Origin of the sequence: Rhizobium brockwellii (assembly GCF_000769405.2) — a bacterium.
GTDB classification, from domain to species: Bacteria; Pseudomonadota; Alphaproteobacteria; order Rhizobiales; family Rhizobiaceae; genus Rhizobium; species Rhizobium brockwellii.
The window spans coordinates 3,584,295-3,604,785 of record NZ_CP053439.1 but is presented as its reverse complement, the minus strand read 5'-3'; the positions used below and the strand labels follow the sequence as shown (position 1 = coordinate 3,604,785).

Annotated in this window: 20 protein-coding genes; 14 read left to right on the top strand and 6 right to left on the bottom strand. The window is 61.1% G+C overall.

Annotated features, from left to right (window positions below; all coding sequences use genetic code 11):
• Window positions 1–66 precede the first annotated feature (66 nt).
• The 6 genes from RLCC275e_RS17815 to RLCC275e_RS17790 all read right to left on the bottom strand — a co-directional run bounded on the left by RLCC275e_RS17815 (window position 67) and on the right by RLCC275e_RS17790 (window position 5,513).
• Window positions 67–891, bottom strand: coding sequence for a TIGR00282 family metallophosphoesterase (locus RLCC275e_RS17815; RefSeq protein ID WP_130707859.1), 825 nt, complete (start codon window positions 889–891; stop codon window positions 67–69).
• Between the two features lie 3 nt (window positions 892–894).
• A complete protein-coding gene (locus RLCC275e_RS17810) occupies window positions 895–1,482 on the bottom strand; it encodes a 5-formyltetrahydrofolate cyclo-ligase (protein WP_033179743.1) in 588 nt (195 codons plus the stop codon).
• 111 nt (window positions 1,483–1,593) lie between these two features.
• The gene (locus tag RLCC275e_RS17805; RefSeq protein WP_033179744.1) at window positions 1,594–2,295 is read right to left on the bottom strand and encodes an AAA family ATPase; all 702 of its coding nucleotides are present in this window, start codon (window positions 2,293–2,295) and stop codon (window positions 1,594–1,596) included.
• Between the two features lie 59 nt (window positions 2,296–2,354).
• Window positions 2,355–3,272 carry an NAD-dependent epimerase/dehydratase family protein gene (locus RLCC275e_RS17800; protein WP_033179745.1) on the bottom strand — a complete coding sequence of 306 codons (918 nt, stop codon included), beginning with the start codon at window positions 3,270–3,272 and terminating at the stop codon, window positions 2,355–2,357.
• Window positions 3,269–4,108 (bottom strand): glycosyltransferase, encoded by an 840-nt coding sequence (locus tag RLCC275e_RS17795; protein ID WP_033179746.1) that lies wholly within the window; start codon window positions 4,106–4,108, stop codon window positions 3,269–3,271. Before RLCC275e_RS17795 ends, RLCC275e_RS17800 begins: the two co-directional genes overlap by 4 nt.
• Window positions 4,109–4,292: 184 nt before the next feature.
• The gene (locus RLCC275e_RS17790) at window positions 4,293–5,513 is read right to left on the bottom strand and encodes an NAD-dependent epimerase/dehydratase family protein (protein ID WP_033179747.1); all 1,221 of its coding nucleotides are present in this window, start codon (window positions 5,511–5,513) and stop codon (window positions 4,293–4,295) included.
• 119 nt (window positions 5,514–5,632) lie between these two features.
• Between RLCC275e_RS17790 and ybgC the strand changes: the two genes are divergently transcribed.
• The 14 genes from ybgC (at window position 5,633) to RLCC275e_RS17720 (ending at window position 20,484) form a co-directional block, all read left to right on the top strand.
• Window positions 5,633–6,088 carry a tol-pal system-associated acyl-CoA thioesterase gene (gene ybgC, locus RLCC275e_RS17785; protein ID WP_003552508.1) on the top strand — a complete coding sequence of 152 codons (456 nt, stop codon included), beginning with the start codon at window positions 5,633–5,635 and terminating at the stop codon, window positions 6,086–6,088.
• A gap of 375 nt (window positions 6,089–6,463) precedes the next feature.
• Window positions 6,464–7,183, top strand: a complete 720-nt coding sequence (gene tolQ / locus RLCC275e_RS17780) for a protein TolQ (RefSeq protein ID WP_003552507.1) — start codon at window positions 6,464–6,466, stop codon at window positions 7,181–7,183.
• Window positions 7,184–7,201: 18 nt separating this feature from the next.
• Window positions 7,202–7,657, top strand: a complete 456-nt coding sequence (gene tolR / locus RLCC275e_RS17775) for a protein TolR (RefSeq protein WP_003542730.1) — start codon at window positions 7,202–7,204, stop codon at window positions 7,655–7,657.
• Between the two features lie 8 nt (window positions 7,658–7,665).
• Complete coding sequence (tolA, locus tag RLCC275e_RS17770) at window positions 7,666–8,805, top strand: cell envelope integrity protein TolA (protein ID WP_017995085.1); 1,140 nt, start codon at window positions 7,666–7,668, stop codon at window positions 8,803–8,805.
• Complete coding sequence (gene tolA / locus RLCC275e_RS17765) at window positions 8,806–9,219, top strand: cell envelope integrity protein TolA (RefSeq protein WP_033179749.1); 414 nt, start codon at window positions 8,806–8,808, stop codon at window positions 9,217–9,219.
• A 20-nt stretch (window positions 9,220–9,239) separates the two neighbouring features.
• Window positions 9,240–10,547, top strand: a complete 1,308-nt coding sequence (gene tolB / locus RLCC275e_RS17760; RefSeq protein WP_012758850.1) for a Tol-Pal system beta propeller repeat protein TolB — start codon at window positions 9,240–9,242, stop codon at window positions 10,545–10,547.
• A 152-nt stretch (window positions 10,548–10,699) separates the two neighbouring features.
• The gene (gene pal / locus RLCC275e_RS17755) at window positions 10,700–11,233 is read left to right on the top strand and encodes a peptidoglycan-associated lipoprotein Pal (RefSeq protein ID WP_012758849.1); all 534 of its coding nucleotides are present in this window, start codon (window positions 10,700–10,702) and stop codon (window positions 11,231–11,233) included.
• 163 nt (window positions 11,234–11,396) lie between these two features.
• The gene (gene ybgF, locus RLCC275e_RS17750) at window positions 11,397–12,383 is read left to right on the top strand and encodes a tol-pal system protein YbgF (RefSeq protein WP_033179750.1); all 987 of its coding nucleotides are present in this window, start codon (window positions 11,397–11,399) and stop codon (window positions 12,381–12,383) included.
• An 11-nt stretch (window positions 12,384–12,394) separates the two neighbouring features.
• On the top strand, window positions 12,395–13,852 hold the full coding sequence (gene tilS, locus RLCC275e_RS17745; protein WP_033179751.1) for a tRNA lysidine(34) synthetase TilS: 1,458 nt from the start codon (window positions 12,395–12,397) through the stop codon (window positions 13,850–13,852).
• 96 nt (window positions 13,853–13,948) lie between these two features.
• Window positions 13,949–15,880 carry an ATP-dependent zinc metalloprotease FtsH gene (gene ftsH, locus RLCC275e_RS17740; RefSeq protein ID WP_017961979.1) on the top strand — a complete coding sequence of 644 codons (1,932 nt, stop codon included), beginning with the start codon at window positions 13,949–13,951 and terminating at the stop codon, window positions 15,878–15,880.
• Between the two features lie 241 nt (window positions 15,881–16,121).
• Window positions 16,122–17,474 (top strand): phosphoglucosamine mutase, encoded by a 1,353-nt coding sequence (gene glmM, locus RLCC275e_RS17735; RefSeq protein WP_003552499.1) that lies wholly within the window; start codon window positions 16,122–16,124, stop codon window positions 17,472–17,474.
• A 171-nt stretch (window positions 17,475–17,645) separates the two neighbouring features.
• A complete protein-coding gene (locus RLCC275e_RS17730; RefSeq protein WP_033179752.1) occupies window positions 17,646–17,885 on the top strand; it encodes a hypothetical protein in 240 nt (79 codons plus the stop codon).
• A gap of 395 nt (window positions 17,886–18,280) precedes the next feature.
• Window positions 18,281–19,117, top strand: a complete 837-nt coding sequence (locus tag RLCC275e_RS17725; RefSeq protein ID WP_003552497.1) for an outer membrane protein — start codon at window positions 18,281–18,283, stop codon at window positions 19,115–19,117.
• 188 nt (window positions 19,118–19,305) lie between these two features.
• Complete coding sequence (locus tag RLCC275e_RS17720) at window positions 19,306–20,484, top strand: phosphoserine transaminase (RefSeq protein ID WP_033179753.1); 1,179 nt, start codon at window positions 19,306–19,308, stop codon at window positions 20,482–20,484.
• Window positions 20,485–20,491 lie beyond the last annotated feature (7 nt).

Sequence of the window (20,491 nt, the reverse complement as noted above, 5' to 3'; positions counted from 1 at the left end):
ATGAGGCCGCAGGGGTCCAGACGGCGGGTTCTCACAATTGCGTGTTGGACGGCCGCGCGTTGCCCGTTACCGCCAGAACTCCGGCACCGTCTCTGCCAATCGGGGCCCGAGCCGGAGCGGCGCGATCTTTTCGGCAAGTCCCGTGGTATCCGAGATCTCCACGCCAACGCCGCAGATTGTCGCCGGGCCGTTCGCGGCTTCCATGCGGCCCTTCGGCATCTTGGAGATGAAGCGGTTGAGCGGCTCCTCCTTGTCCATGCCGAGGGAGGAGTCGTAGTCGCCGCACATGCCGGCATCCGACATATAGGCGGTTCCGCCGTTCAGGATCTGTGCGTCGGCCGTTGGTACATGCGTGTGGGTGCCGACGACGAAGCTGGCGCGGCCGTCGACGAAATGGCCGAAACACTGCTTCTCGCTGGTCGCCTCCGCATGAAAATCGAAGATGATCGCATCGGCCTGTTCCTTCAGCGGGCAGGCGGCAAGGATGACCTCTGCCGATTTGAAGGGGTCGTCGAGTTCGGGATGCATGAAGACCCGGCCCATGACGTTGGCGACGAGCACGCGCGCACCGTTCCTGGCATAGAAAAGGCCGGATCCGCGGCCGGGCGTGCCTTGCGGATAGTTGGCGGGACGCAGGAACTGATCGTGCCGGCCGGCAAAAGCGACGGCTTCCTTCTGGTCCCAGACGTGATTGCCTGTCGTCACCACATCGGCGCCGGCATTGATCGTTTCCAGAAAGATGTCCTCGGTGATGCCGAAGCCGCCGGCGGCATTCTCGCCGTTGACGATGATGAAATCGAGCTTGAGGTCGGAAACCAGGCCTGGAAGACGGTCCCAGACCGCCGTGCGTCCCGTCTTGCCGACCATGTCACCCAGAAAAAGCAGCCGCATTCCCTATCCAATCCAAGAGGCAAAAAAGCGAAGGCCGCTTTCTGTCAGGATGGCATCCAGGCTCATGTCGTGCGGCTCAGCGGGCACATGTGCCACTTCCTGGCAGTCGAATGCAATGCCGATCAGCTTCGGATGCAGGCCTTTTTGCCTTAGCCGGCTGATGGCGCGGTCGTAGTGGCCGGCGCCGTAGCCGATGCGGTGGCCGCGGGCATCGAAGGCCGAAAGCGGCACCAGCATGATCTCGGGATCAAGAATGACGGCATCGGCGCCGGGGCCGACCGTGCCGAAACCGGTATCGACGAGGGGCGCACCTTCCGCCAGCTCGCGAAAGACGATGGTCTGCCGATCGAGGATCGCCGGCACGCAGAGCCGCGCACCGCGCACGGCAAAGCGTGCCATCAGCGGCCTGAGGTCGGCTTCCGAACGGATCGGCAGGAAGCCGGAGACGATCGTACCCAGCGCAAAACCGACGGCCTCGCCGGCATGTTCGGCCATTGCGAGGCTTTTGGAGGCGCGTTTCTCGGCGGGGATGGCGTCGCGTGCGGACAGCCGTTCGTTGCGCAGCTGCGCTTTCAATTCTCTAGAAGTCATTCGATCTGCCGGTTCTGAGAGATTTGACCGAGCATAGACGGCTCGATGTCTGATGCAAATGCCGGACGCGACGATATCACGCGCGTTTGACGCCTCGCCCGCGGCGGATCGTCAGATGACGATGCTTGTCGGTATAGTCGCGGCGCCGATGGAGAAGCCTGCCATATCAGAAACGGCTCCGGCCTGCCGGTCTTGCTGCCGCAACTCGCGCATCGCCTTGTCGAGCACTTGTTTGAGTTCGCGCACGACCGCCTTGAACTCTTCCATCGTTTCGCGATCATCGGCCGAAATGCCCGAGAATTTCGGGGCATCCTCGGCGACGCTCGCATAGGCGTTGCGGGCGTTGGTGGCGGCGTCCGGTTCCTGCGAGCCGGTCTCGCCGGCCGCAGTTTCTCCTGCGGTATCCGTCAGCGCCGCATCGGCCCCGCTGATTGCGACGGCCGCTGCACCCGTGGTTGCATCCATCGAAACCGCTGTTGCCGGGCTGCCGGTCGCGACTGATGATGCGAATTCGGAGGCGGCGGTGCCGACCTTGCGCGCCAGTTCGGCGGCCAGACGGGCGACCACCTCAGGAGCCATGTTTGAGCTACGCAGCATCTCCAACTGCTGCTTTGCCTCTTCGAGCTTGCGTTGCGCCTTCGCCTTGGCCTCGTCTCCCGAGTTCGCCAAGGTCTGGCGCATCTGCTGCAGCGCCTGGGTGGCGCGCTGCAGCTTCAGCACGCCTTGATCGGTCTCGCTTCCGCCGATTGAAACGGCTGCCGTCGAAGACGTGCCGCGCAAGATGATGGAGGCAGACGTGGTTGCGACCTGCATGGACAATCCCCCGATTTTTAATTCGGGCCCCCGATTGCAATTCGAGGCATTCTGCAACGTCAGGCTTGCGTGGACCTGTGTCTTGGGGATTTAGGCAGTGCCGCGGCCAGCTGCTGCATCGTCTCCTCGAATAGATGCGCTCCGCCGGATGCCCAGCCGAGCGTGCGGATTTTCGCAGTGCTCATGGGATTGAGCGCGGCGCTATCGGCAGGGGCCGGCAGCGCGTGCCGACAGCCCGTCTCGCGACGGATTGGTGAAAGGATATCGCGCGTGTCGACCGAGATGTCCGAGACGTTGAAGACCTCGCCGGAGATGCGGGTGCTTTCCGTTTCCAGCATCACCCTCACCGCCCGACCGAGGTCGCGGCCGTGAACTTCCGTTCCCCGACGGGCAACAACCGGCCGGCCGGCGAGGTAATCGGCGATGAGGCCGTCCCATTTGTTCGGCGAGAGATCGCCATAGACGCCGGTTGCCCTCAGGCTGACGCCGGCAAAACCCGGCGTGGAGAGGTGGTCAAGCGCGCGTTCGGCATCGAGCTTGACCTGGCCGTAAAGTGTTTCAGGCTTGGCCAGCATCGCCTCCGTCAGTTCGGTTCCCTCGGGATGTTCGCCATAGGCGGCGCGGCTGGACAGGAAGACGCAGCGGCGTGTGCCGGCGCGTTTGGAGGCTTCGAAAAGCCGGACGGTGCCGTCGAGGTTCAACCTGTGGAAGGTCTTCGGATCGTCGCCCTCGCCGCCACGATATTTGCCCGGAATGTGGCTGAAGGCGGCGTGGACGAAGAAATAGGCGTCGTCGAAGGCGTCGATCTGATCCTTGTCGGGTTCGAGCGAAAGCGCTGCGAACTCGACCGGGCGGGAGAAGAGGCGCGGCAGCGGCGCGCGGCGTCCGCCGACGATCACCTGATATCCGGCGACCAGCAGCTCCTCGACGACATACCGGCCGACGAGACCCGTTCCACCCGATACCAGTACCTTCATGCTGTCCCTTCCGGATTGTCCAGCGCCGTGATCTCAGGCACATCGCCGCCATCGTGGAAACGGTGCCACAGATCGATCAAAGGTTGTAGTCGCGCTGCCTTGGGATGATCCTTTTCCCACGGTTTTTCATACTGGTAATGCAGGATCGAAATGCTCTTCCAGTCCCAAAGGTCCGGCATGGTGAACCATACATATTGCAGCATGTTGAAATAAACCGGCAGGCCGTGCCAATCCGGGAAGAACGTCTCGAGAAAGGTCTGATCGGTGCGCCGCCAGAACGTGTCCGGCCTGTCGAGCCTTTCGAGCATGTGCCGGAACGTGTCTTGCGAAGGCGTGGCGACGAAGACGCCGGAATTCATGCGGCGGAAGTCGACGAGGCTTTCGTAGACATTGGGGGCAGCGGAAAATTCCGGATAGAGGAAGAGCCTGTCGACATTCTTCAGCACGAGGGCGTCGGCATCGATGAAGACGCAGCGCTGGTATTCGGTGAGCTGCCAGAGCCTGAGCTTGCAGAAATTGTCGAGCGGCGAATGGAAATCCGGCTTGCGGCCCTTGGTGAAAGGGGCTGCCGAATGGAGCTGCCCACGCGCATGGCGTTCGTTGAAGGCCGCAGACAGCGGCAGGTGCTCGACCTCGATCAGGCGGCAGTCGAGCGCCTTCAGGGGCACGAGTGCGGCTGCATCGACGCCGCCGGTGTGGAGAATGACGATGTCAGCCCCAGTGTCGGTTCGGCGCAGGGAGCAGGCAAGCGCGGTCGCGCCCATGGCGTAATCGGCATTGGTGACGAGTGTGACATAAGCGAAGCGATGAGGCGGCTGCGTGGTTACGTGCACCATTGCCACACTCCCTCATTCCTGTGCTTGTCACAGGAATCCAGTGCGCCCAAGTCCTTGGGCACGAAAGGCTTTTGCGATGTATGAATAGCATCATTCACGGCGCGGACGCGCCGTGGCTGGATTCCTGTGAGAGGCACAGGAATGAGGGAGTTCCAGTTGAGCCTTCCAATGCGAACTCGCTCACTCACGACACCGACTTCAGCCGCTTGCCTTCCGGATCGTGATTGATCGTCGCAGCGATGTCCTTGGTCCAGGCGGAGACGGCAGGCACGCGCGAGCGGTCGACGCGATAGGCGAATTTCTTCGCCACGTCGACGATTTCGCCGAGCAGGCCTGCTTCCAGCGTGATCGGGTCGAGGCCGAGATCGCGGAATTTTTCGTTCCGGACGATCAACTCGTTTTCTGCGGCTTCCTTGCGCGGGTTGGGCAGCCAGGCAATCCTGGCGCCGCTCATCCTGGCGATCATCTCGGCGAGGTCACGCACCCGGTGGGTTTCCGTCATCTGGTTGAAGATCTCGACGCGGGCGCCGCGCGCCGGCGGATTTTTCAGCGCCAGCTCGATGCAGCGCACCGAATCCTGGATATGGATGAAGGCACGGGTCTGGCCGCCGGTGCCGTGCACCGTCAGTGGATAGCCGATCGCCGCCTGGATGAGGAAGCGGTTCAGCACCGTGCCGTAATCGCCGTCATAGTCGAAACGGTTGATCAGCTGCGCGTGGCGGCGCGTCTGCTCGGTATGCGTGCCCCAGACGATGCCCTGGTGCAGATCGGTGATCCTCAGGCCGTCATTCCGCGCGTAGAACTGGAAGAGAAGCTGATCCAGGCACTTGGTCATGTGATAGATCGAGCCGGGATTGGAGGGGTAGAGGATTTCCTGGCTGACCGTCTCGCCGCCGGCGGTTTCGATGCCGACCGGCAAGTAGCCCTCGGGGATCGCCGCCCCGACCGTCGAATAGCCGTAGACGCCCATGGTGCCGAGATGGATGAGATGGGCATCGAGATTGAGTTCCGTCAGCGCGTTCAGCAGGTTGTGCGTGGCGCTGACATTGTTGTTGACCGTGTAGTTCTTGTGGCGGTCGCTCTTCATCGAATAGGGCGCGGCCCGCTGTTCGGCGAAATGGATGACGGCATCCGGGCGGTGTTCGGAAAGCCAGTTCTTCAGGAGTTCGTAATCCTTGGCGAGATCGATCAGATTGAAGTGGATGCGGCGCCCGGTTTCGGAATGCCAGATGCGGGTGCGCTCCTGGATCGAATCCATCGGGGTCAGCGACTGAACGCCAAGTTCGGTGTCGATCCAGCGGCGCGAGAGATTGTCGAGGATATGGATATCATGCCCGGCATCGGAGAGATGCAGCGACGTTGGCCAACCAATGAAACCGTCTCCGCCCATAACCGCAATCTTCATCGCACCGTCTCCTGATTGGTCGCTCATTATCGGGAATAGTTAGGAATTGTGACAATCATTCAATGCTTGCCTGTCCGGAAGCGTTGCGCCAAAGAGGGCACCTCAGTTTGGAGAAAATTATGACGGAACGCCCTTTTTCCATTTCGGGAGAGCTGACTGAGACCGGACACCGCCTTGTCCAGCGGGTTTATTATGAAGATACGGACTTTTCCGGTCTGGTCTATCACGCCCGCTACCTGCATTTCCTGGAGCGCGGCCGAACCGATTATCTGCGCTGCCTCGGCGTCGAGCAGCGCGAACTCGTCAGCGCCGACGAGGAGGGGCTGGTTTTCGTCGTCCACCGCATGGAGATCGACTTCAAGAGCCCGGCGCGCATGGACGATGTGCTGACGATCCTGACGCATACGGAAAAAGCCGGCGGCGCCAAGATGGTTCTCAATCAGCAGATTCGCTCGGGCGAAACGCTGCTGATCGCCGCCAAGGTGATCATCGCCGTCATCAACGCTCGGGGGCGGCCGAGGCGGCTGCCGGAAACACTGGCGGTGAAATTCCTGGAGGGCAGTACGCCGTTGTAGTGAGAATCGCCTGAAATTCAGGTCTTGTCAGAACTTGAGTTTTATGTGAAGGAATTCCCGCGCCGCAGGATGAGCGCTCTTTCGGCAGCCGGACCTTGCTCCGGTCAAGTAATCCATGGAACGAAATCTTCCAAACACAGGCTTACTGTCACAGTCCGGCACTAACGATGTATTAACCATAATAGTGTCTTACTGGGAAAGTCGGAGTTTGTGCGGTGCACGCCTTCCTTTGACCAAATTTGACGGCAAGAAGGCGGAAGATGAGCTTGGAAGTTTGACCAGGGCTTTGGGCGGCGGCCGCCGGACACTTCTTGCGAGATCAGTTTGTGCCGCCCGGTCCAGCACCGGGCGTTTGGATTCGGGGATTTTGGACCAATGGAACAAGTAGGATTGGCAGCAGCAACGACGGACGTCAGCCTCTGGTCGCTTTTCATGCAGGCCGGCATCGTCGTCAAGCTCGTCATGCTCGGGCTCATCGCAGCCTCGGTATGGACGTGGGCGATCGTCATCGACAAATATCTGGCATATGGCCGCGCAAGGCGCCAGTTCGACAAGTTCGAACAGGTGTTCTGGTCGGGCCAGTCGCTGGAAGAACTCTACCGCTCGCTGTCGGAACGCAGCAATACCGGGCTCGCGGCGATCTTCGTGGCCGCGATGCGCGAGTGGAAGAAATCTTTTGAACGCGGCGCCCGCTCGCCGATCGGCCTGCAGATGCGTATCGACCGCGCGATGGACGTGACGCTCGCCCGTGAAACCGAATTTCTCGGCGCCCGCCTTGGATCGCTGGCGACCATCGGCTCGGCCGGTCCGTTCATCGGTCTGTTCGGCACGGTCGTCGGCATCATGACTTCGTTCCAGGCGATCGCCGGTTCGAAGTCGACCAACCTTGCGGTGGTTGCGCCCGGTATCGCCGAAGCGCTGCTTGCCACCGCGATCGGCCTCGTCGCCGCTATCCCCGCGGTTATCGCCTACAACAAGTTCTCTGCCGATGCCGGCAAGCTTTCGGGTCGCATGGAAGGTTTTGCGGATGAATTCTCCGCCATACTTTCGCGCCAGATCGACGAGAAACTGCAGCCGCGCGCTGCCGCTCAGTAACCAACGGAGTATTCTGACATGGGTATGGCTGTTGGAGGCAATGGCGGCGGGGGCGGCGGACGCCGTCGTCGCGGCGGTCGGAACAGGGCCGTAATTTCTGAAATCAACGTGACGCCGCTCGTCGACGTCATGCTGGTGCTTTTGATCATCTTCATGGTCGCGGCACCGATGATGACCGTCGGCGTGCCGATCGACCTGCCGGAAACGCAGGCCAAGGCGCTGAATTCCGAGACGCAGCCGATTACCATCTCCGTCAAGAATGACGGCGAGGTGTTCCTGCAGGAAACGCCGATCCCGGCAGCGGAGATCGCCGCCAAGCTCGAGGCGATCGCCACCACCGGTTATAACGAACGTATCTTCGTGCGCGGCGACGCGACAGCGCCCTACGGCGTCATCGCCGACGTCATGGCCCGTATCCAGGGCGCAGGCTTCAAGAATATCGGCCTCGTGACGCAGCAGAAGAAGGACCAATAGCGCTCAAAATGAAGGCCAGTGTCATCACATCTGCTGTTTTGCACGGCCTGGTGCTCACCTGGGCGATGGTGTCGCTCGGCGCTCCGGAATCCTTCAAGGTGGAGGATTTCGAGGCCATGCCGGTCGATCTGGTGCCGGTGGAATCCATTACCCAGATGCAGCAGGGCGACAAGAAGGCTCCGAAGAAGGAGACTTCCGCGCCCGTGCCAACGACGCGGCCGCCGATCGCGCAACCGGCGGAGAACGCCGGCGACAACAATGTCGACCTGAAAACGCCTCCGGTGCCGAACGCCAAGCCCAGCAATAGCGAGGCTGCCGCGGCGAATTCGAGCGAAAAGCCGATGCCGAAGACCGATCCGAAGCCGAATGATGTCAAGGACATCGTCAAGGAGGAAACGGAAGTCGAGCAGCCGAAAGAAGTGGCTTCCATTCCGCCGCCGAAGCCCGTCGAAGTGACGCCGCCGAAGCCTGAGGAAAAACCGCCGGAAGAGCAGGCCAAGCCGGAGGAACCGCCGAAGCCGGACGCCGAGGCGTTGCCGGACAATGTACCGACCCCCGTCGCCAAGCCGCAGGTGAAGCCGCCGGAACCACAGAAGCCCGCCGAAAAGCCTCCGGAAAAGACCCCGGACCAGCCGAAGACCGCCGACGTGCCGACCGACAAGAAGAAGGCGGACAAGAAGCAGGAAACGGCGAAATCCGCTTCGGCGATGAAGAGCGATTTCAATGCCGACGAGGTTGCGGCGTTGCTGAACAAGACCGACCCTTCCGCTGGCGGCGCCAAGCGTTCGACGCAGGAGGCATCGCTCGGCGCGAAGAAGAGCAACGGTGGTTCCAAGCTCAGCCAGAGCGAAGAAGATGCGGTGCGCGGCTTGATCGAGGGCAATTGGCTTGTCACCCCGGGGATGGAAGGCCTTTCCGGCATGGTCATCAAGGTGCACATGAAACTCGACAAGGATGGTAATATTATTGGTCAGCCAGAAGTCGAGTCATCGGGCGGCAGTAGCAGCGATGCCACACGCCGTGCGTTGGAAGGCGGGGCCTATAGAGCTGTCATGAAGTCCGCCCCTTTCTCGATGCTTCCGAAGGACAAGTATGAGGCTTGGAATGAGTTCGACCTGAATTTCGATCCGAGTTCTATGGGAATCTAGATGCTGACGGATCTGTCCCATGGCAACAAGTCTTTTGCAGCCGCCATCATGCTTGGAGCGATTCTGGCTTGTGCGCCTGAGGCGTTGGCACAGTCGGTCGACGCGGCGACCTCCAAGAAGTCAGCCATGGATTTCCAGCACGCAATTGCTTCCTCCTTCAATGTTCCTCCCGGGCAGGCGAGGGGCAGCAGAGTTGCGATCACCGTCCATCTGCGGCTCGACAAGAATGGGGCGATCGTTGGTTCACCCGAGGTAACAGCCTCGGGCGACAACGAAGCTGCTCGAGAAGGCCTGTCGGCCGCGGCTCTCCAGGCGGTACAGCGCTCGTCGCCATTCCCGATGCCCCCGAAAGAAAAATACGAATCCTGGAACGAGGTCGTCCTGCACTTTGAATCCGGCGATCCGACTCCATAGATGCTGAAAGGCTGTTTGGTATGACAAAGTGTTCCTTTTTTCGCGCCATTTTGGTTGCAGTCGGTCTGATGACCGCTGCCGTCTTTGCAACGCCGGCCAACGCGCTGGTCACCCTCGACATCCGAAAAGGCAATGTCCAGCCGATGCCGATTGCGGTGACTGACTTCCAGGGCGACATGGGGGCGCAGGTCTCGCAAGTCATCGCCGCCGACTTGCAGCGGTCCGGTCTCTTCGCACCCATCAACAAAACCGCCTTCATCGAGAAGATTTCTAATCCCGACGCTTCGCCGCGGTTCGAGGACTGGAAGGTCATCAATGCACAGGCGCTGGTTACCGGCCGGGTTACCAAGGAAGCGGATGGCCGTCTTCGCGCCGAATTCCGGCTCTGGGACCCGTTCGCCGGGCAGCAGATGACCGGTCAACAGTTCTATACGCAGCCGGAGAACTGGCGCCGTGTGGCTCACATCATCGCCGATGCGATCTACAAGCAGATCACTGGTGAGGAAGGTTATTTCGACACCCGCGTCGTCTTCGTCTCCGAATCCGGCACCAAGCAGCAGCGCAAGCGCCAACTGGCGATCATGGATCAGGACGGCTTCAACGTGCGCATGCTGACGGATGGCAGCGATCTCGTGCTGACGCCGCGCTTCTCGCCGAGCCGGCAGGAAGTCACTTACATGTCCTTTGCCAACCAGCAGCCGCGGGTCTATCTGCTTCAGCTGGAAACCGGGCAGCGCGAGGTCGTCGGCAATTTCCCCGGCATGACCTTCTCGCCGCGCTTTTCGCCTGATGGTCAAAAGGTGATCATGAGCCTGCAGCAGGATGCCAATTCCAACATCTATACGATGGACCTGCGCTCGCGCACCACGACGCGGCTGACCTCGACGGCGGCGATCGACACGTCGCCCTCCTATTCGCCTGACGGCGCACGCGTCAGCTTCGAAAGCGACCGCGGCGGAAAGCCGCAGATCTACGTGATGAACGCCGATGGTTCCGGCCAGACCCGTATTTCCTTCGGCGACGGCTCCTATTCGACGCCGGTCTGGTCGCCGCGCGGCGATCTCATCGCCTTCACCAAACAGGCCGGTGGCAAGTTCTCGATCGGCGTGATGAAGCCGGATGGGTCCGGCGAGCGCATCCTGACGACCGGCTTCCACAATGAGGGTCCGACCTGGGCGCCGAACGGCCGCGTGCTGATGTTCTTCCGCCAGGCGGCGGGTTCGGGCGGTCCGCAGCTCTATTCGATCGATCTGACCGGTTACAACGAGCAGCTCGTGAAGACGCCGACCTACGGCTCCGACCCCGCCTGGTCGCCGCTTATGGAATAGGCGATGTGCTGCTGCCTTCTTGTCGCCCCAAAGTCATGGAACCGAGCGGCCAAGGGACAAAATAGCAAATTGTTAACCATAATCTTTGAGGGGCGGTTAACCGAGTGCGGTTACTGTCCGGAAACCCTGATGAAATCGCAAGGAGACCGGCCATGAGCCGAATTCATACCCCGGCAATGAGCCGCATGCAGAATTTCGCCCGCAACCCCGTCATGATAGCGCTTATCGCCGGCCTCGCGCTCGCAAGCTGCGCCAAGAAGCCGCCGAACAGCGCCGGCGACCTCGGCCTCGGCAGCGGTGCTGGCGGCGCTGCAACGCCGGGCTCGGCCCAGGACTTCACTGTCAATGTCGGCGACCGCATCTTCTTTGACACCGACTCCTCGTCGATCCGCGCCGATGCCTCGCAGACGCTCGACCGTCAGGCCCAGTGGCTCGGCCGCTACCCGAATTACCAGATCACCGTCGAAGGCCATGCCGACGAACGCGGCACGCGCGAATACAACCTCGCGCTCGGCGCCCGCCGTGCTGCTGCCGCCAAGGACTATCTCGCTTCGCGCGGCGTCCCGGCGCAGCGCCTGAAGACGATCTCCTACGGCAAGGAACGTCCGGTCGCCGTCTGCGACGATATTTCCTGCTGGTCGCAGAACCGCCGCGCGGTTACCGTGCTTGGCGGCGCCGGCATGTAATTGCCGAGCAACACTTCGCTTTTTCGAAAGGCGGTCCCCTCAGGGGCCGCCTTTTCTTTTTGACCACACTTTGGCCAGACTCCGTTGCTTTTTGAAAGCAATTGGAAAAATCTCCTGTTCGTGCCATCGAGGTGCGAAGAATCACTGGGACAGGACGATACATATGAAGAAATTTGTCGTGGCAGGCATGCTCTGCCTCGCGGCTGTGACCGGAAGCGAACGGGCGGCCTATTCGGCCTCGTTCTTCGGGCTACATCTCGGCGGCCGATCCGCGGAAAACCAGGCGGCGCCGCCCGTCATCAAGGTGCAGAGCGGCGATGCAGAGGTCCGCGTGCAGCAGCTCGAAGAGCAGTTGCGGCAGCTAAACGGCCGGATCGAAGAGATGAGCTTTCAGCTTCTGCAGATGCAGGAGACGATCCGCAAGCAGCAGGAAGACAATGAATTCCGCTTCCAGCAGCTCGAAAAGACCGGTGCCGGCGGCGGCGCCAAGGCCCCTGTCAAGAAGAGCGAGACCGATGCCGCTCCGGCAGCCTCCGGAGGCGACGACATCGCCAAGGTGATTCAAGCACCGCAGGGAGCCGAAACGGCTCCCTCCACCAGCGTGCCTGAGAATAGCGGCCTCGGCCAGCCGCCGAAGGAGCTCGGCTCGATCGATTTCGATCAGAACGGCAATCCGATCGGCGGAAGTGTCGACGAGAATGCCACGGTCGGTTCCGGGCCGATTCCCGATGCCAACACAAAAACGCCGCAGCAGACCGCCTCGCTCGGCAGCGAGGCCGACCAGTACAAGGCCGCTTATGGCCACGTGCTATCCGGTGATTACAGCACGGCCGAGCAGGAATTCACGCAGTACATCACCCACTACCCGAGCAGCGCGCGGGCAGCGGACGCCAATTTCTGGCTCGGCGAAGCGCTCTATTCGCAGGGCAAGTACAATGAGGCGGCCAAGACCTTCCTCAATGCGCATCAGAAATACGGCACATCGGAAAAGGCGCCGGAAATGCTGCTGAAGCTCGGTATGTCGCTTGCCGCCCTCGACAATACCGAGACGGCCTGCGCGACGCTGCGCGAAGTGTCGAAGCGTTATCCGAAGGCCTCTCGCGCCGTCATAAGCAAGGTTGCGAGCGAACAGAAGCGCCTCGCCTGCTAAGGTCTTCCGGGATGTCTCCAGAAGCCGCATCGCCTCAACTGGCGATCCTCCAGTTTCTCACGTCGCTTCAAAGCCCCGCGCGCATTCTCGTCGCGATATCAGGCGGCAGCGATTCCACCGGCCTGCTTCTCCTCCTCGATGAAGCTGTGAAGGCCGCGCCCCATCTCAAGATTTCCCTTTACGCTGCAACCGTCGATCATGCGTTGCGCGCCGGCTCCGCAGACGAGGCGCGTGACGTCGCTGCCCTCTGCGCATCGCTCGGCATTCCCCACATCATCATGATCTGGCAGGGCGACAAGCCGAAAACCGGTATCATGGTTGCGGCCCGCGAGGCACGTTATGGCTTGCTTGCGACCGCCGCCGAAAGTTTCGAGGCCGATCTCATCGTCACTGGCCATACGTTCGACGATCAGCGCGAAACACTGCAGATGCGTGGGATGCGAACGGAGCAGGTTTCGACCGGTATTGCAGATGCGCTGCTCTTCGACCGGCGTTTCTGGATTTTACGGCCGCTTCTTTTCTCCACCCGGGCGGATATCCGCGCTTTCCTGAACGAGCGGGGTGTGCCGTGGATCGACGATCCCAGCAACGAGGATATGAAGTACGAGCGTGTGCGGATGCGCCGGCAGCTTTCGGCCGATGCAGGCATGGAGAAGGATATCAGCGCAGCCTGGGAGGAGCGCCTGGCACTGTCGTCCAGAGGAGCCGAATGGCTGGATCGTCATTTCCGGCTTCACGGCGGCCTGCTCGGGCAGGTGATGCCTGACGGGTTGCGGCAGGATCGCGCAGTCCTCGACTATGTGCTCGCCCGTCTGACAGCCGTTTTCGGTGGACAGCCGTTTGCGCCGGGGAGGGGGCATATGGAGCGGGTTCTCACATTTGCCACCGGCAGCAGGCTTGGACGAATGACTGCCGGCAGGGTGGTGTTCGATATCAGGCGCGACGGGCTTTATCTGGCGCGCGAGAGCCGGGGGATATTGCCCCTGGTTCTGCGGCCGGGAGAGGCTGGGGTTTGGGATGGCAGGTTCGAGGCCGTAAATAGGTCTGGAACGACTATAGGGGTGGAAGCCCAGGCCGGAGCCTCCCTCATTCCTCTGCTCGTCACAGGAATCCAGCCACCGCGCGTCGGCGCGGTGAATGACTCAACAATGCGTGAAGAGTCTCCCGCGCCCAAGGACTTGGGCGCGCTGGATTCCTGTGACGAGCACAGGAATGAGGGAGGGTTGGGCAGGGACCTTCCCAAGGGTGCACTGAAGCGCGCCATCGCTGCGGCGCCGGTTTTATCCGCCGAAGGAAACCTTTTATCTGAGGAATCCGCCCGGATGGTCGAACTAACACCCTATTTCGCACCCTTCGACCGCTTTTTGACACGATTTGACTTCATCTTTGCCAACAGGCTTTCGGCGGTTTTCGCGACGGCGCCCTATGCGAGGCTGCCTTTAAGAAGTATTGACGGAAAAACCATCTGACCTGGGGTGTCGCCTTGGCAATCGCACGGCGCAACCCTATGTTAGATACGAATAAGACGGTCGCCATGAGGCGGCTGTTCCATGCTGGGGAGTTCAATGAACCCTAACTTACGTAATTTCGCCTTGTGGGCGATCATAGCGCTTCTGCTGATCGCCCTTTTCAGTATGTTTCAGACGGCGCCGGCGCAGACGGGCTCCCGCGAAATCCCTTATTCGCAGTTTCTGCGTGAGGTCGATGCGGGCCGCGTGAAGGATGTCGTGGTCACGGGCAACCGTCTCTCAGGAAGCTATGTTGAAAATGGCACCACTTTCCAGACCTATTCGCCTGTGATCGACGACAGTCTGCTCGATCGCCTGCAATCGAAGAATGTCCTGGTTTCCGCCCGTCCTGAAACGGACGGCTCTTCGGGTTTCCTCAGCTATCTCGGCACGCTTTTGCCGATGCTTCTGATTCTCGGCGTCTGGCTGTTCTTCATGCGGCAGATGCAGGGCGGCTCACGCGGGGCGATGGGCTTCGGCAAGTCCAAGGCCAAGCTGCTCACCGAAGCGCATGGCCGCGTGACTTTCGAAGACGTTGCCGGTGTCGACGAGGCCAAGCAGGATCTCGAGGAAATCGTCGAATTCCTGCGTGATCCGCAGAAGTTCCAGCGTCTCGGCGGCAAGATCCCGCGCGGCGTGCTGCTCGTCGGCCCTCCGGGCACCGGCAAGACGCTGCTCGCCCGCTCGGTTGCCGGCGAAGCCAATGTGCCCTTCTTCACCATTTCAGGTTCCGACTTCGTCGAAATGTTCGTCGGCGTCGGTGCAAGCCGTGTGCGCGATATGTTCGAGCAGGCGAAGAAGAACGCGCCTTGCATCATCTTCATCGACGAAATCGATGCCGTCGGCCGCCATCGCGGCGCCGGTCTCGGCGGCGGCAATGACGAACGCGAGCAGACGCTGAACCAGCTGCTGGTCGAAATGGACGGCTTCGAGGCGAATGAAGGCGTGATCCTGATCGCCGCCACCAACCGTCCTGACGTTCTCGATCCGGCGCTGTTGCGTCCCGGCCGTTTCGACCGTCAGGTCGTGGTGCCGAACCCCGACATCGTCGGCCGCGAGCGCATTCTCAAGGTGCATGCCCGCAACGTTCCGCTGGCGCCGAATGTCGATCTCAAGATCCTCGCCCGCGGTACGCCCGGTTTCTCCGGCGCCGACCTGATGAACCTCGTCAACGAGGCCGCCCTCATGGCAGCCCGCCGCAACAAGCGCGTCGTCACCATGCAGGAATTCGAGGACGCCAAGGACAAGATCATGATGGGCGCCGAGCGCCGTTCCTCGGCGATGACCGAGGCGGAAAAGAAGCTCACCGCTTACCATGAGGCCGGACACGCGATGACCGCGCTCAATGTCGCCGTCGCCGATCCGCTGCACAAGGCGACGATCATTCCGCGCGGCCGTGCGCTCGGCATGGTCATGCAGCTTCCCGAGGGCGACCGCTACTCGATGAGCTACAAGTGGATGGTCTCACGCCTCTGCATCATGATGGGCGGCCGCGTTGCCGAAGAGCTCACCTTCGGCAAGGAAAACATCACTTCGGGTGCCTCCTCCGACATTGAGCAGGCCACGAAGCTTGCCCGCGCCATGGTCACGCAGTGGGGCTTTTCCGATCAGCTCGGTCAGGTCGCCTATGGCGAGAACCAGCAGGAAGTCTTCCTCGGCCACTCGGTTTCGCAGTCGAAGAATGTTTCGGAAGCAACCGCGCAGAAGATCGACAATGAAGTGCGCCGCCTGATCGACGAAGCCTATACGCAGGCCCGCACGATCCTGACGGAAAAGCACGACGAATTTGTCGTGCTTGCCGAAGGTCTGCTCGAATACGAGACACTGACCGGCGAAGAGATCAAGGCGCTGATCCGCGGCGAAAAGCCTTCCCGCGATCTCGGTGATGATTCGCCGCCAAGCCGTGGCTCGGCCGTTCCGAAGGCCGGCGCACGGCCTGCCACCAAGGGTGACGAGCCCGAAGGCGGCCTCGAACCGCAGCCGCATTGAATAACGGCACTACCTTGAACAAGGCCGGATTTCCGAAGTGGGAGATCCGGCCTTTTCCATTGGTAACGGGATATAATCATTTTTCTTGCTAATTTACGTGCCGTTCGCCGCATTTTGTGGCATTCCGCTGAATTGAGGCAAGCATGAATCACGCTGCTGGATTGACGACATTCCACTGAAGCCGGATTCGCTTGGAACGGTGCGCTGCCTTGAATGGCGCGCGGAAAGCACAGGAGTGCAGATGAAAAGACGCTATTTCGGTACGGACGGCATTCGCGGCCAATCCAACGTCTTCCCGATGACGCCGGATCTCGCCATGCGGGTCGGCATTGCCGCCGGCACGATCTTCCGCCGCGGCAACCACCGCCACCGCGTCGTCATCGGCAAGGATACGCGCCTTTCCGGCTATATGCTGGAGAACGCCATGGTCGCGGGCTTCACGGCCGCAGGCCTCGATGCCTTTATTCTCGGCCCGATCCCGACACCAGCTGTGGCCATGCTGACGCGCTCGTTGCGGGCCGATCTCGGCGTGATGATCTCCGCTTCGCACAATCCTTACGAGGATAACGGCATCAAGCTCTTCGGCCCTGACGGCTATAAGCTTTCAGACGACATCGAGGCCGAGATCGAGGATCTGCTCGAAAAGGACCTGAACGCACGGCTTGCCAAATCCGACGATATCGGCCGCGCCAAGCGCGTCGACGGGGTGCATGACCGCTATATAGAACATGCCAAGCGCACGCTGCCGCGCGACGTGACGCTGCAGGGCCTGAGGATCGCCATCGATTGCGCCAATGGGGCTGCCTATAAGGTGGCGCCGGCCGTGCTCTGGGAGCTCGGCGCCGAGGTCGTCACCATCGGCAACGAGCCGAACGGCACCAACATCAATCTCAATTGCGGTTCCACCAGCCCCGTCGCGTTGCAGAAGAAGGTCGACGAGGTGCGCGCCGATATCGGCATCGCGCTCGATGGCGATGCGGACCGCGTCATCATCGTCGACGAGAACGGCTCGATCGTCGACGGCGACCAGCTGATGGCCGTCATCGCCGAGAGCTGGGCCGAGAGCCAGCAGCTGCGCGGCAATGGTATCGTTGCGACCGTCATGTCCAATCTCGGCCTCGAGCGTTTCCTCGATGACAAGGGCCTCGGCCTTGCCCGGACTAAGGTCGGTGACCGCTACGTCGTCGAGCATATGCGCCAGCACAACTACAATGTCGGCGGCGAGCAGTCCGGCCACATCGTGCTTTCGGATTACGGCACGACCGGCGACGGTCTTGTCGCGGCGCTGCAGATCCTAGCCGCAGTCAAGCGCACCGGAAGAACTGTCAGTGAGGTCTGCCGCCGCTTCGAGCCGGTGCCGCAGCTGCTGCGTAATGTCCGCATCAGTGGTGGCAAGCCGCTGGAGGATATCCAGGTGCAGAAGGCGATCGCCGACGCCGAAGCCGAACTCGCCAGGAACGGCCGCCTCGTCATCCGCCCCTCGGGCACCGAGCCGTTGATCCGCGTCATGGCCGAGGGTGACGACCGCGCCCAGATCGAGCGAATCGTCAACGAACTGATCGGCACGATCTCGAACGTCCGGACTGCCGCCTGATTTTTTCGGGGCGAAACGTCAAAAGCCGGTGCGCAAGTGCCGGCTTTTTCGTTATCGGCGCCTTAGTTCGAAGATCCACTCCGAATGGACCTCCTGCCGGAACCGTTAGCAGCGCTGTCAACCTCAACATACGGATGCTACACGGCGGCGTTTGCATTCAAAGGAAATATCATGAAAAAATTGGTGCGCCTGCTGCTGACGATCGCTCTCGCATTCGTCGTCTTTGCCGGTTTCCGCTGGTATCGCTACATCACCAACACCGACAGCCCTTACGATGAAATCGGCATCACGCTCAACAATGCCATGCCAGGCCCGATCAATGCCTGGGGCTGCGCCAAGCTCAAAACGACCTTTGGCACCTCCTTACCACCGTACGGCTGCGCCGCCGAAAACGCGACGCAATGGAAGTAAGAGCAGGGTTCGCCGAATGAAGCCGACCGACTTGATGGCGAAGGAAACCAACTTACAGCGCCGCCCGTCTTTTCAGACGGGCAAAGGACGCTGTAACACTTTGGTTGCTGCATAATTTTATCCTTAAATCGATTCCGATTTAAGGAATTATGCAGGGGCGATTTGAAGAGGCGGGGTTCTTGGCGTCGCGGCTGGCGATCTTCGGCAAGTCCGGGGCTGCCGGCCTTTGGCGGAGCTTCACTGTATCGCGGAACTTGCTGCCAATCTCTCTCTTAACGTTTCTTCCTATTTATAGTTAAGCAGCTTTTAACGTTTCCAATTCATTATCCATACGAAGCGTACCAGATTGGCGGCGATTGAGCCTGCCGACGCAACGAGATTTTGGAGTGGGATCCATGAAAAGAAGCTTGTCCGGCATATTTGCCGCATTGTTGATCGCGACAAACGCCTATTCCGCGGACCTCGCCCCTGCTGAGCCTATCCCGGAGCAGCCGCCTGAGGTGACGGTCACCGAAGCGACCGGCTGGTACCTGCGCGGCGATGTCGGTTATGCCTTCACCGATCTGCGCGGCGCCCGCTATTTCCAGGGCAGCAACGCCACGGAAGTCGATTTCGACCGTGCCGACCTGGACGATGCATGGACGGTCGGCGGCGGTGTCGGTTACCAGATCAACAGCTATCTGCGCACCGATCTGACCTTCGACTATCTTACCCAGGCGGATTTCAAGGGCTCGACAGTCGGGCAGTGCGGCTTCCCGTTGGTGGATTGCACCTCGAGCGACCGCTCCTCGCTGACCGCTTATACGCTGCTCGCCAATGCCTATGTCGATCTCGGCACCTACGGCTACGTCACGCCTTATGTCGGCGCCGGTATCGGCGGTTCCTACGTCAAGTGGAAGAACCTGCGCAACGTCGCCTGCGCCGATGACGGCAGCTTCTGCGACGACCAGGTCACCCATGGCGGCAAGGGCAACTGGCGCTTCACCTACGCCCTGATGGCCGGCGCCTCGATCGACGTGACCTGCAACGTCAAGGCCGATGTCGGCTATCGCTACCTGCACATCGACGGCGGCAACATGTTCGGCTACGCCGAGAATGGCGGCCCGGGCCGCGACAAGGGTCTCAGCGTTCACGAAGCCCGCGTCGGCGCGCGTTATCTCTTCGGCGGTTGCGCCCAGGCGAGCTACGAACCGCCACCGGAAATCCCGCTGCAGCAGCCGGTCTACAAATAGGTTCGATCCGGTTCCATCTGAAAGCCGCCCCGAACAGGGCGGCTTTTTTGCTTTGCAGCCATCTCGCCTGCGTCAAAATATCTTCCGACCGCGACACTTCGATCTTGACTATGACCCGCCTCATCCATAAACACGGCGGCGGGACACCCTTCCCCAACGAAGGGCTTTCTATCTGAGAGGATAGCATCATGGCGAAGACCGCAAAGCCGGACATCCGTCCGCACAATACCCATTTTTCTTCTGGCCCCTGCTCGAAGCGCCCCGGTTGGTCGCTCGACGCACTCTCCGACGCGGCCCTTGGCCGTTCGCACCGCGCGAAGGTCGGTAAGGTTAAGCTCAAGCAGGCCATTGATCTCACCCGCGAAATTCTCGACGTGCCGGCGGATTACCGCATTGGCATCGTTCCGGCCTCCGACACCGGCGCCGTCGAAATGGCGCTCTGGTCGCTGCTCGGTGAACGTGGCGTCGATATGCTTGCCTGGGAAAGCTTCGGCGCCGGCTGGGTCACCGATGTCGTCAAACAGCTGAAGCTCAAGGATGTGCGCAAGCTCGAAGCCGGTTACGGCGAGCTTCCGGATCTGTCGACCGTCGATTTCGATCGCGATGTCGTCTTCACCTGGAACGGCACCACCTCGGGTGTGCGCGTGCCGAATGCCGATTTCATCCCTGCCAATCGCAAGGGCCTGACGATCTGCGATGCCACCTCGGCCGCTTTTGCGCAGGAACTCGATTTCGCCAAGCTCGACGTCGTCACCTTCTCCTGGCAAAAGGTTCTGGGCGGCGAGGGCGCGCACGGTGTCATCATTCTTTCGCCGCGCGCCGTCGAGCGTCTGGTCACCTACACACCGGCCTGGCCGCTGCCGAAGATCTTCCGCATGACCTCGGGCGGCAAGCTGACGGAAGGCATCTTCCAGGGCGAGACGATCAACACGCCGTCGATGCTCTGCGTCGAAGACTATATCGATGCGCTTGTCTGGGCCAAGCAACTCGGCGGCCTCAAGGGGCTGATCGCGCGTGCCGATGCCAATGCCAAGGTCATCCACGATTTCGTTGCGGCAAACGACTGGATCGCCAATCTCGCCGTCAAGGCGGAGACGGCCTCCAACACCTCCGTCTGCCTGAAGATCGTCGACAAGGACATCGCAGCGCTTGACGACGACGGCCAGGCGAATTTCGCCAAGGGTCTGGTCGGCCTGCTGGAAAAGGAAGGTGTCGCCTATGACGTCGGCCATTACCGCGACGCGCCGTCCGGCCTGCGCATCTGGGCCGGCGCCACGATCGAGGCATCCGACATGCAGAAGCTGATGCCCTGGCTTTCCTGGGCCTTCGAAACGCAGAAGGCGCAGTTCACCCAGGCTGCTGCCTGAGGCGATC

Coding starts and splice junctions, on each gene's coding strand:
- RLCC275e_RS17815 (WP_130707859.1), bottom strand. CDS start 891: ATGCGGCTGCTTTTTCTGGGTGACATGGTCGGCAAGACGGGACGCACG.
- RLCC275e_RS17810 (WP_033179743.1), bottom strand. CDS start 1,482: ATGACTTCTAGAGAATTGAAAGCGCAGCTGCGCAACGAACGGCTGTCC.
- RLCC275e_RS17805 (WP_033179744.1), bottom strand. CDS start 2,295: ATGCAGGTCGCAACCACGTCTGCCTCCATCATCTTGCGCGGCACGTCT.
- RLCC275e_RS17800 (WP_033179745.1), bottom strand. CDS start 3,272: ATGAAGGTACTGGTATCGGGTGGAACGGGTCTCGTCGGCCGGTATGTC.
- RLCC275e_RS17795 (WP_033179746.1), bottom strand. CDS start 4,108: ATGGTGCACGTAACCACGCAGCCGCCTCATCGCTTCGCTTATGTCACA.
- RLCC275e_RS17790 (WP_033179747.1), bottom strand. CDS start 5,513: ATGAAGATTGCGGTTATGGGCGGAGACGGTTTCATTGGTTGGCCAACG.
- ybgC (WP_003552508.1), top strand. CDS start 5,633: ATGACGGAACGCCCTTTTTCCATTTCGGGAGAGCTGACTGAGACCGGA.
- tolQ (WP_003552507.1), top strand. CDS start 6,464: ATGGAACAAGTAGGATTGGCAGCAGCAACGACGGACGTCAGCCTCTGG.
- tolR (WP_003542730.1), top strand. CDS start 7,202: ATGGGTATGGCTGTTGGAGGCAATGGCGGCGGGGGCGGCGGACGCCGT.
- tolA (WP_017995085.1), top strand. CDS start 7,666: ATGAAGGCCAGTGTCATCACATCTGCTGTTTTGCACGGCCTGGTGCTC.
- tolA (WP_033179749.1), top strand. CDS start 8,806: ATGCTGACGGATCTGTCCCATGGCAACAAGTCTTTTGCAGCCGCCATC.
- tolB (WP_012758850.1), top strand. CDS start 9,240: ATGACAAAGTGTTCCTTTTTTCGCGCCATTTTGGTTGCAGTCGGTCTG.
- pal (WP_012758849.1), top strand. CDS start 10,700: ATGAGCCGAATTCATACCCCGGCAATGAGCCGCATGCAGAATTTCGCC.
- ybgF (WP_033179750.1), top strand. CDS start 11,397: ATGAAGAAATTTGTCGTGGCAGGCATGCTCTGCCTCGCGGCTGTGACC.
- tilS (WP_033179751.1), top strand. CDS start 12,395: ATGTCTCCAGAAGCCGCATCGCCTCAACTGGCGATCCTCCAGTTTCTC.
- ftsH (WP_017961979.1), top strand. CDS start 13,949: ATGAACCCTAACTTACGTAATTTCGCCTTGTGGGCGATCATAGCGCTT.
- glmM (WP_003552499.1), top strand. CDS start 16,122: ATGAAAAGACGCTATTTCGGTACGGACGGCATTCGCGGCCAATCCAAC.
- RLCC275e_RS17730 (WP_033179752.1), top strand. CDS start 17,646: ATGAAAAAATTGGTGCGCCTGCTGCTGACGATCGCTCTCGCATTCGTC.
- RLCC275e_RS17725 (WP_003552497.1), top strand. CDS start 18,281: ATGAAAAGAAGCTTGTCCGGCATATTTGCCGCATTGTTGATCGCGACA.
- RLCC275e_RS17720 (WP_033179753.1), top strand. CDS start 19,306: ATGGCGAAGACCGCAAAGCCGGACATCCGTCCGCACAATACCCATTTT.